At 65.6% G+C, this 9,205-nt stretch carries 8 protein-coding genes; 7 read left to right on the forward strand and 1 reads right to left on the reverse strand.

Features of this window, described 5'->3' with window-relative positions; genetic code table 11:
* Positions 1 to 1,060, reverse strand: a 1,060-nt coding sequence (locus tag EOA38_RS18480) for an aminotransferase (RefSeq protein ID WP_127299890.1), incomplete at its 3' end; no start/stop codon positions are given.
* Between the two features lie 279 nt (positions 1,061 to 1,339).
* Here EOA38_RS18480 and EOA38_RS18485 point away from each other — a divergent pair.
* The 7 genes from EOA38_RS18485 to EOA38_RS18520 form a co-directional block, all read left to right on the forward strand.
* Positions 1,340 to 2,461, forward strand: a complete 1,122-nt coding sequence (locus EOA38_RS18485) for an NAD(P)/FAD-dependent oxidoreductase (protein ID WP_127299891.1) — start codon at positions 1,340 to 1,342, stop codon at positions 2,459 to 2,461.
* Positions 2,462 to 2,712: 251 nt separating this feature from the next.
* A complete protein-coding gene (locus EOA38_RS18490; RefSeq protein ID WP_126092018.1) occupies positions 2,713 to 3,966 on the forward strand; it encodes a sarcosine oxidase subunit beta family protein in 1,254 nt (417 codons plus the stop codon).
* Between the two features lie 14 nt (positions 3,967 to 3,980).
* Complete coding sequence (locus tag EOA38_RS18495) at positions 3,981 to 4,250, forward strand: sarcosine oxidase subunit delta (RefSeq protein ID WP_126092017.1); 270 nt, start codon at positions 3,981 to 3,983, stop codon at positions 4,248 to 4,250.
* The gene (locus EOA38_RS18500) at positions 4,247 to 7,129 is read left to right on the forward strand and encodes a sarcosine oxidase subunit alpha family protein (RefSeq protein WP_127299892.1); all 2,883 of its coding nucleotides are present in this window, start codon (positions 4,247 to 4,249) and stop codon (positions 7,127 to 7,129) included. The genes EOA38_RS18495 and EOA38_RS18500 overlap by 4 nt, the downstream gene beginning before the upstream one ends.
* A complete protein-coding gene (locus tag EOA38_RS18505) occupies positions 7,122 to 7,646 on the forward strand; it encodes a hypothetical protein (RefSeq protein ID WP_127299893.1) in 525 nt (174 codons plus the stop codon). Before EOA38_RS18500 ends, EOA38_RS18505 begins: the two co-directional genes overlap by 8 nt.
* Before the next feature lie 56 nt (positions 7,647 to 7,702).
* Positions 7,703 to 8,380, forward strand: a complete 678-nt coding sequence (locus tag EOA38_RS18510; protein WP_126092014.1) for a TetR/AcrR family transcriptional regulator — start codon at positions 7,703 to 7,705, stop codon at positions 8,378 to 8,380.
* Positions 8,381 to 8,898: 518 nt separating this feature from the next.
* The coding region (locus tag EOA38_RS18520; RefSeq protein WP_189434731.1) for a dihydrodipicolinate synthase family protein at positions 8,899 to 9,205 on the forward strand (307 nt) is incomplete at its 3' end.

The raw sequence follows: 9,205 nt of genomic DNA on the forward strand, positions 1-9,205 counted from the left end.
GTCGGCGCGCATTACCGACGAGGTCGCGCTCCTCGATCAGCTTGATGTTTTCCAGCGCGACGGCAGCGGCCACCGGATGGCCGCCGCCGGTGAAGCCGTGGCCGAAAGTGCCGATGCGGTTGCTCTCGTCGGCGATCGGCTCGAATACCTTGTCGTTGATGAGCAGCGCCGAGATCGGCAGGTAGGACGACGAGATCTGCTTCGACAGTACCATGATGTCGGGCTTGATGCCGAAAGTCTGCGAGCCGAACATCTTGCCGGTGCGGCCGAAGCCGCAGATCACCTCGTCGGCCACCAGCAGGATGCCGTATTTCGACAGCACCGCCTGGATCTTTTCCCAATAGCCGGCGGGCGGCACAACGACGCCGCCGGCGCCCATGATCGGCTCGCCGATGAAGGCGGCGATCGTCTCCGGCCCCTCGGCAAGGATCAGCGTCTCGAGATCGTCGGCCAGACGGCTGGAGAACTGCTCCTCGCTTTCGCCCGGCTCGGCGTCGCGCCAATGGTGCGGCGTCGAGGTGTGCAGGATATTGGCGATCGGCAGGTCGAAGGAGAGATGATTGTTCGGCAGGCCGGTCAGGCTGGCGGAAGCGATGGTGACGCCGTGATAGCCGCGCTTGCGGCTGATGATCTTCTTGCGCGCCGGCTGGCCGAGCGCGTTCGACCGGTACCAGATCATCTTGATCGCCGTGTCGTTGGCCTCGGAACCGGAATTGGTGAAATAGGCCTTGCTCATCGGCACCGGCGCCATCTGCACCAGCTTCTCGGCAAGGTCGATCAGCGGCGAATGCGCCTTCGAGCCGAAGTCATGGTAGAAAGGCAGCTTGGACATCTGTCTTGTGGCCGCCTCGACCAGCCGCTTTTCCGAAAAGCCGACCGCGACGCTCCACAGACCCGCCATCGCCTCGATGTAGCGGTTGCCGGCGATGTCCTCGACATAGACGCCGTCGCCCTTTTCGATGACCAGCGGACCCGTTTCCTGGTGCTTGCGGGCGTTGGTGTAGGCATGCATGTGGTAGCGGATATCGCGGGCTTCAGGGGAATTCGGTCTGGCGTCCATGATGGCTCCTGTCTGCGGGCATGCAAGCGAAGATAGGACCGTCTCGCTTGTCGAGAAGTCTCTGGTTCCGCCCTCGCGTTCGGCTGTTTGATGCATCACCGCGCAACCGGTCCGCAAGAGCCGCCGTGTCACGATCGATAGCGCCATGCGATCCGAACCCCGACCGCGATCGATCCCAACGTCGCGGCGCGGCACATAAACGCCGACACCGATGGACACGGGCGATATGATCCTTGAAGAAACTGTGGCGCGCCGCTGGCGTAGCCGAATGGACTAGGCATGGAACAGGTCGACTGCATAATTGCCGGCGCCGGCGTGATCGGTCTTGCGATAGCGCGCGACATGGCGGCCCAAGGCCTCGACACGCTGATCCTCGAAGCGGCGGACGCCATCGGCACCGAGACGAGTTCGCGCAATTCGGAAGTCATCCACGCCGGCATCTATTACCCTGAAGGCTCGCTGAAGGCCCGGCTGTGTGTCGCCGGACGCGATATGCTCTATCGCTACGCGGCGGAACGCTCGATCCCGCACCGGCGGTCAGGCAAGCTGATCGTCGCCACCGACGCAGCGCAGGAGCCGGTGCTTGCCGCCATCCGCGCCAATGCCGCCGCTTGTCGCGTCGACGATTTGCGCTTCCTCTCCTCTGCCGAAGCGCAGGCGCTGGAACCAGCACTGCATTGCACGAAGGCGCTGCTCTCGCCTTCGACCGGCATCATCGACAGCCACGCCTTGATGCTGACGTTACTCGGCGACGCCGAGGAAAGCGGCGCGAAGCTCTCGCTCAACACCCGCATCGTTTCGGGCCGTATCGAGGCCAACCGCATCGTGCTTCAGACGACAGACACGGCGAGCGGCGAAGGTTTCGAGATCGCCACCTCGCGTCTCGTCAACGCAGCCGGCCTCGGAGCGGTCGCGCTGGCTGGCTCGCTCGAAGGTTTCGACCGTCGGTACCTGCCGACGCTCCGCTACGCCAAAGGCAACTACTTCTCGGTGGCGGGCCGGGCGCCCTTTTCGCGGCTCGTCTACCCCGTACCGGAGCCGGGCGGGCTCGGCGTCCATCTGACGCTCGACCTTGGCGGCACTGCCCGGTTCGGACCGGATGTCGAATGGACCGAAGTGCTCGATTACCGCGTCGATCCGGCACGCGGCGAGCGCTTTTATGCCGCGATCCGCAAATACTGGCCGCACCTTCCCGACGGCAGTCTGCAGCCGGCCTACAGCGGCATCCGGCCGAAACTCTCCGGCCCGGATGAAGCCAACAGCGACTTCGTCATCCAGCATGCCGCGGCCCATGGCGTCGCGGGCCTTGTCAATCTGTTCGGCATCGAAAGCCCCGGGCTGACCTCCAGCCTGGCGATCGCCGATCATGTGACGCGCATGCTTGCGCCGGAAACGCGCTGATGAACGACCCCGACACTGAAGAATAGTAGATTGTCTTCGCCCCTAATGGACACAGGTGTCCATTCGAGCTAAGTTCGGGCTCCGCGATGATCGACGGCCTTCGTCAATCCGCAGCGAAACGGGATGGATCATGGACCTTCGAGAGCGGGGGCAAGTTGATTGCGCCAGTTTGGCGCCGGACCCCAACGCAGCGTTTCGATCCCCTTCGCACCGACGCAATCTCCATCACGCGATGATGCGGGCTTGAGTGCATGACAAGACACTATTCAGCGCTTTCGCTCTTCAAGGAAGGGATCGCCGGCCAGACCGGCTGGGAAAAGGCCTGGCGCTCGCCCGAGCCGAAGCCGCGCTATGACGCCATCATCATCGGCGGTGGCGGCCACGGCCTCGCCACGGCGTATTATCTCGCCAAGAACCACGGCGTCACCAACGTGGCATTGCTCGAGAAGGGCTGGATCGGCGGCGGCAACACCGGCCGCAACACCACCGTGGTGCGCTCCAACTACTTCTGTCCCGAAAGCGCGGCGATCTACGGGCTCGCCCACAGCCTCTACAAGACGCTCTCGAAGGACCTGAACTACAACGTGATGTTTTCGGCGCGCGGCATCCTCACCCTCGCGCACAGCGAAGCGGGCATGGAAACCGCCGCGCGGTCGGTCAACGCCATCCGGGTCAACGGCATCGATTGCGAGCTGTTCTCGGTCGAGGACGTGCGTCGCGTCGTGCCGATCTACAATTTCGGCCCGGATGCCCGCTACCCGGTCTATGGCGGCACCTGGCAGCCGAGCGGCGGCACCGCCCGTCACGATGCCGTCGCCTGGGGCTATGCGCGCGCGGCCAGCCGTCTCGGCGTCGACATCATCCAGAATTGCGAGATCACCGACTTCATCATCGAGAACGGACGCTGCCGTGGTGTCGTCACGTCGCGCGGCGCAATCCGGGCCGAGCGCACGGGAATGGCGGTGGCCGGCCATTCGTCGGTGCTGGCGGCGAAGGCGGGATTTCGGCTGCCAATCAACTCCTACGCGCTGCAGGCCTGTGTGTCCGAGCCGGTCAAGCCGATCCTCGATACAGTGGTGATCTCGCCGGACACGGGTGTGTACGTCAGCCAGTCGGACAAGGGCGAACTGGTGATCGGCGGCGCGCTCGACCGCATCCCGTCCTATGCCCAGCGCGGCAATCTGCCGGTGCTGGAGGGCGTGATCGCCGGCATGCTCGACATGTATCCGATCTTCGGCCAGTTGAAGATGATGCGGCAATGGGCCGGCATCGTCGATGTCGTCCCGGATTCCTCGCCCATCATCGGTGAATCGCCGCTGCCCGGCCTCTTCCTCAATTGCGGCTGGGGCACGGGCGGCTTCAAGGCTATCCCCGCCGGCGGCACGCTGCTTGCCCATCTGCTCGCCACCGGCACGCACCACGACATCAGCCGGCCTTTCGATCTCGACCGCTTCGCTCGCGGCCGGCTGATCGACGAGGCGGCCGGCTCCGGCATTGCCCATTGAAGGTGTAGAAAAAGATGCAGCTCTTTCCCTGCCCGTTCTGCGGGCCGCGCGAAGAAAGCGAATTTCACTTCGGCGGCGAGGCCGGCAATTTGAGGCCCGATGGCGGCGATGTGACGGCCGAGCGCTGGGCCGGCTATCTCCACATGCGCGACAATCCGAAGGGTCCAACCCGCGAGATCTGGATGCACCTGACCTGCGGCGAGTTCTTCGCGATGAGCCGCGACAGCGTCAATCACAAGGTGTCGGGCTCTTGCGCGCTCGGCGAAGCGGAGCACGGCGCATGAGTGCGTTCCGTCTCGCCAATGGCGGCAGCGACATCGATCGCGCCCGCCCGCTGGCCTTCACCTTCGACGGCAGGCGCGTCGAGGGTTTTGCTGGCGATACGATCGCCTCTGCCTTGCTCGCGAGCGGCCAGGCCATTGTCGGCCGCAGCTTCAAATATCACCGGCCGCGCGGCATCTGGGGCTCCGGTGTGGAGGAGCCCAACGCGCTGGTCGATATCGAAGGCGCCGACGGTCGCGTGCCGAATGCGCGGGCAACGACCGTGCCTGCGAGCGACGGCATCATAGTCAAGAGCGTCAACGCTTTGCCGACGGCGCTGGCCGACCGCAACGCGGTGCTCGACCGCTTCGCCCGCTTCCTGCCCGCCGCCTTCTACTACAAGACCTTCATGTGGCCGGACTGGCACCTGTTCGAGCCGCGCATCCGCGCCATGGCCGGACTTGGTGTCGTCGACCCTGACTGGAAGCCGCGCCCGGTCGCGGACCAGGTCAACCACGATTGCGACGTCCTGGTGGTAGGGGCCGGACCGGCGGGCCTCGCCGCGGCGGCCGGCGCAGCGGCGGCCGGGCACTCGGTCGTCCTTGTCGACGACAGGACGCACCCCGGCGGGTCGCTGCGCCACCGCGCGGGCGAGGTCGACGGTGTAGAGGGTGCGGAGTGGGCCGAGGCAGTCGTGGCCAAGTTGAAGAGCGGCGGCCAGCTCGTGCTGATGGAAACGACCGCCTTCGGCCTTTACGATCACAATCTGGTGGCGCTCAACCAGCGGCACAGCGACGGCCGGCCCGATACGTTGTGGCGGGTGCGGCCGCGCCGCATCGTGCTGGCGACGGGCGCGATCGAACGGCCCGTTCCGTTCGCCAACAACGATCTTCCCGGCATATTCTCCGCCGATGCCGCGCTCGCCTATCTGCGCCGGCATGGTGTGCTCGTGGGCCGACAGGTGGTCGTCGCGACCAACAACGACAGCGCCTACGAGCCGGCCTCGGCACTGGCTGCCGCCGGCGCCTCTGTGACCGTGGTCGATTGTCGGCGTGACGGCGGCACGCAAGCGACAACCGGTGTTCGCGCCCTTTCCGGGCGTACGGTCGCAGCGGCGCGCGGGCACAATCCCATCCAGGGTGTCCTGCTCGACGACGGCACGGCGCTCGCGGCCGATTGCGTGCTCGTCTCCGGCGGCTGGACGCCCACCGTGCACCTGTTCTCGCAGGCAAAGGGCAAGCTCGCCTGGAGCGATCAACTGGCGGCTTTCATTCCGGGAGAGTCTATCGACGGGATCGGCGTAGCCGGTGCCGTGGCCGGTACCGTCCCGCTTTCCGAGACCTTGGCCAGCGGCGCGGCGGCTCTCGGTCCGTTCGGCTCCTCGTCCTTGCCCGTGCCTCGCGGCACGGGAGCGGAGGCAACGCTTGGTGTCGTCAGCCTGTGGCCGAAGCCCAAGGCCAAGGGCCGCGTCTGGATCGACTATCAGAGCGACGTCACCGCCAAGGACGTCGAGCTTGCAGCGCGGGAGAACTTCGTCTCCGTCGAGCACCTGAAGCGCTACACGACGCTCGGCATGGCGACGGACCAGGGAAAGACGTCGAACCTGAACGGCCTGGCGCTGCTGGCCGATGTCACCGGCCGCGCCATCCCCGAGGTCGGCACCACGACCTACCGGCCGCCATTCACGCCTGTCCCGTTCGCCAGCTTGGCGGGCGCACGACGGGGAAGCATGCACGCCCCAATCCGCCGCCTGCCGCTGGAAGCAGACCATCGCGCGGCAAGAGGGGTGTTCCAGGAATATGGCGGCTGGTTGAGGCCGGCCTATTACGGAAACGGCGAAGCCGGGGCCGCAATCCAGGAGGAAGCGCGGCGCGCCCGGCAGTCCGTCGCGCTCTTCGACGGCTCGACGCTCGGCAAGATCGAGGTGATCGGTCCGCGCGCGGCCGAATTCGTCGACTTCATCTATTACAACACCATGTCGACCCTGAAGCCGGGTCATTGCCGCTACGGCTTCATGCTGTCGGAAAATGGCGTGGTCTTCGACGACGGCGTGCTGGTTCGCCTGGACGAGCATCGCTTCATCGTCTCCTGCTCGTCGTCGCATGTCGCAGCCGTCTATGCCAGGCTGGAAGAGTGGCGGCAGGATCGTTTCGGCCGCGATGCGGTCTATATCCACAACGCCACCGCGCAATACGCCATCTTGACCGTGTCGGGGCCGAGCGCGCGCGGGCTGGTGGAAGCGCTCGATCTGGGTGCTGCGCTGGACGATGTCAGCCTGCCGCACATGGCCGTCTCCGCCGGCCGCTTTGCCGGCGACGAGGTGCGTATGACCCGGGTCTCCTTCACCGGCGACCGAAGTTACGAGATCTCCATTCGCGCCGATCGGGCCGAGGCGCTGTGGGCAAGGATGCAGCAGGAGGGCCGCGCGTTCGACGCCGTTCTGCTCGGGCTCGAGTCCTTGATGATCCTGCGCGCCGAGAAAGGGTACATCGCCATCGGCAAGGACACCGACGGCAACGTCATGCCGCACGACCTTGGCGTGGCCGGGCCGCGCAGCAAACGTACGGGTGAATTCGTCGGCCGGCGCTCGCTTTTCACCGAAGCGGCGAACCGCTCCGATCGCAACCAGCTCGTCGGCCTGGCGGTCCGCGACGGCGAGGCGCCGCTGGCGACCGGCGCGCATGGCGTGGAGAAAAGCGGGGGCCGCCTCAGAAGCATCGGCTTCGTCACCTCCAGCTATCAAAGTCCGACCCTGGGGCGCCCGGTCGCCCTGGCGCTCATCGAACGGGGCGCCGCGCGGCATGGCGAAACGATCGACGTTCAACATCTCGGCGTCGTGCGGCAAGCAACCATAGTCCCGCCCTGCGCCTTCGATCCGGAAGGGAGGCGCCTGCATGCGTAACCTGGCCGACAAGTGGCCGGCGGCGCCCGACTGGACCGCTGCGGTGTTGAACAAGGGCGGCGTCAGCGTGCGCACGCTGGGCGGGCTGAACCAGCTCCTGGTCAGCGGCCACCTGGCGGCCTGGTCGAAAGGCTCGGGACTTGCAGGCGAGGGCGTGGGCGCCGGTGCAGTCGCGAGCGGCGACAACTACATGGTGCGGATCGCGCGCGATCGCATTCTTGCCGTTGGAGAACGGCCGTTTTCTATCGCGGCCGGCTGGCACGAAGCTGGTTTCGCGGTTTCCATCGTGGATGCCGGGTTGCATGTGTTCGAGGTCGAGGGGCCGAGTCTGGCCGGTCTGGTCGCAAGGGGCACGACGCTCGATCCGGACCAGACAAGCCGCTCGGCTTCGGTGCTTTTTGCCGGCGTCAATGTGCTCTTCTATCGTTTCGGCAACCCCAACCGGGCGCGTCTCCACGTCGACCGCGGTTTCGCGCCCTATCTTTGGGAATGGCTCGAACAATCGGCAGCGTTGTAGCGGTTCGCTTTCAGGTTTATCTAGCCGCGGTTAAGTTAAATGTTGCCTGGCTCGCTATGCTCTCCGATTCCAGTGTTGAAGACGTCGTGCGCCGGTCCGGTCTGACCGGCAACACCAAGGTGACGCGCGAGGACTGGATGAAGCTCGCGCTGGAGACGCTGATCTCAGAGGGCGTCGAGGCCGTGCGCGTGCTTGCGCTCGGGCAGAAACTGAACGTCTCCCGCTCCAGCTTCTACTGGTATTTCAAGAGCCGCCAGGACCTGCTGGATCAGCTTCTGGACCATTGGCGCAACAACAACACCCGTTTCATCGTCGAGCAGGCGGGCCGGCCCGCCGCGTCGATAACGCAGGCCGTGCTCAACGTCTTCGAGTGCTGGCTGGATGAGGCGCTGTTCAATCCGCGGCTGGATTTCGCCGTGCGCGCCTGGTCGCGCCAGTCCGCCGAAGTGCACCGGATCGTGACCGAGGAGGACGACGCGCGCGTCGATGCCATCCGCGCGATGTTTTCAAGGCACGGCTATGAAGCCACGGAAGCATTCGTGCGGGCGCGCGTGTTGTATTTCACGCAGATCGGCTACTACTCGCTCGAGATCGTCGAGCCGGTGAGCAACCGTCTGTCGCTCACACCGGCTTACCTGCTCACGCACACGGGCGAAGCACCTCGCAAAGGAGAGGTGGAAGCCTTTGCCGAAAAGGTGCGGCGGCGCACCGCGCAGGCGGGCAGACCCGACTGATCGACGCCGCGGAGCGCCGCGCACCACCCTCGCCTCAATTCAGATTGCGTGAAACTCCTTGGCGGCTCACCCGGCAGTCGACATAAAATCACGCGACAGGCTACTATTTTGCGCGGGCGCCTAAACAACTAATCCCCGCTGACGTCACGCTCGACTGGTTCGTCTCTGGCCGGTCCGCCGGCATCGCCGGTCGCGCTGCCACTTCACCGAGGTCGACATGCCCAACATGTCCGACAGCACATAGCTTTGCGGGGCAAGGGTCCGTCGGGATCGAGATCGCGGCTGTGCTCGCCCGTGCTCCAGGCGCGGCCGGTGATCTGCGGAACGATCGCTTTGGCGGCCGGCGATTTCAGTCTTCCATCATCGTAAGCCGCGCCCGCGGCACGACGTCGCCAGCGACGCGAATGCTGGCTTCGTACGCGTCGTTTCTCCCGGTCGACCACGATTATCCGCTTGGCAAGCCGCACCGCTCCGGGACAAACTGATCAATCTGCGTGCCAGCCTCGAGGAGGATCCGAATGAACGCCAATGTCTTTTCCGGCTGCATGCCGGCGCTGATGACGCCTTGCACGAATGATCGCCTCCCCGACTTCGACCCGCTCGTGCGCAAGGGACGCGAGCTGATCGCCGCCGGCATGTCGGCGGTCGTCTATTGCGGCTCCATGGGCGATTGGCCATTGCTGAGCGACGAGCAGCGCATGGAAGGCGTCGAGCGGCTGGTGAAAGCCGGCGTGCCGGTGATCGTCGGCACCGGAGCGGTCAACACCGCCAGTGCCGTAGCCCACGCCGCCCATGCCCAGAAGGTCGGCGCACGCGGCCTGATGG

The organism is Mesorhizobium sp. M1E.F.Ca.ET.041.01.1.1 (assembly GCF_003997355.1).
Classification (GTDB): domain Bacteria; phylum Pseudomonadota; class Alphaproteobacteria; order Rhizobiales; family Rhizobiaceae; genus Mesorhizobium.

What these genes read in the sequence shown, in the direction of transcription:
- EOA38_RS18485 (WP_127299891.1), top strand. Translation starts at nt 1,340, where the DNA reads ATGGAACAGGTCGACTGCATAATTGCCGGCGCCGGCGTGATCGGTCTT.
- EOA38_RS18510 (WP_126092014.1), top strand. Translation starts at nt 7,703, where the DNA reads ATGCTCTCCGATTCCAGTGTTGAAGACGTCGTGCGCCGGTCCGGTCTG.
- EOA38_RS18500 (WP_127299892.1), top strand. Translation starts at nt 4,247, where the DNA reads ATGAGTGCGTTCCGTCTCGCCAATGGCGGCAGCGACATCGATCGCGCC.
- EOA38_RS18495 (WP_126092017.1), top strand. Translation starts at nt 3,981, where the DNA reads ATGCAGCTCTTTCCCTGCCCGTTCTGCGGGCCGCGCGAAGAAAGCGAA.
- EOA38_RS18490 (WP_126092018.1), top strand. Translation starts at nt 2,713, where the DNA reads ATGACAAGACACTATTCAGCGCTTTCGCTCTTCAAGGAAGGGATCGCC.
- EOA38_RS18505 (WP_127299893.1), top strand. Translation starts at nt 7,122, where the DNA reads ATGCGTAACCTGGCCGACAAGTGGCCGGCGGCGCCCGACTGGACCGCT.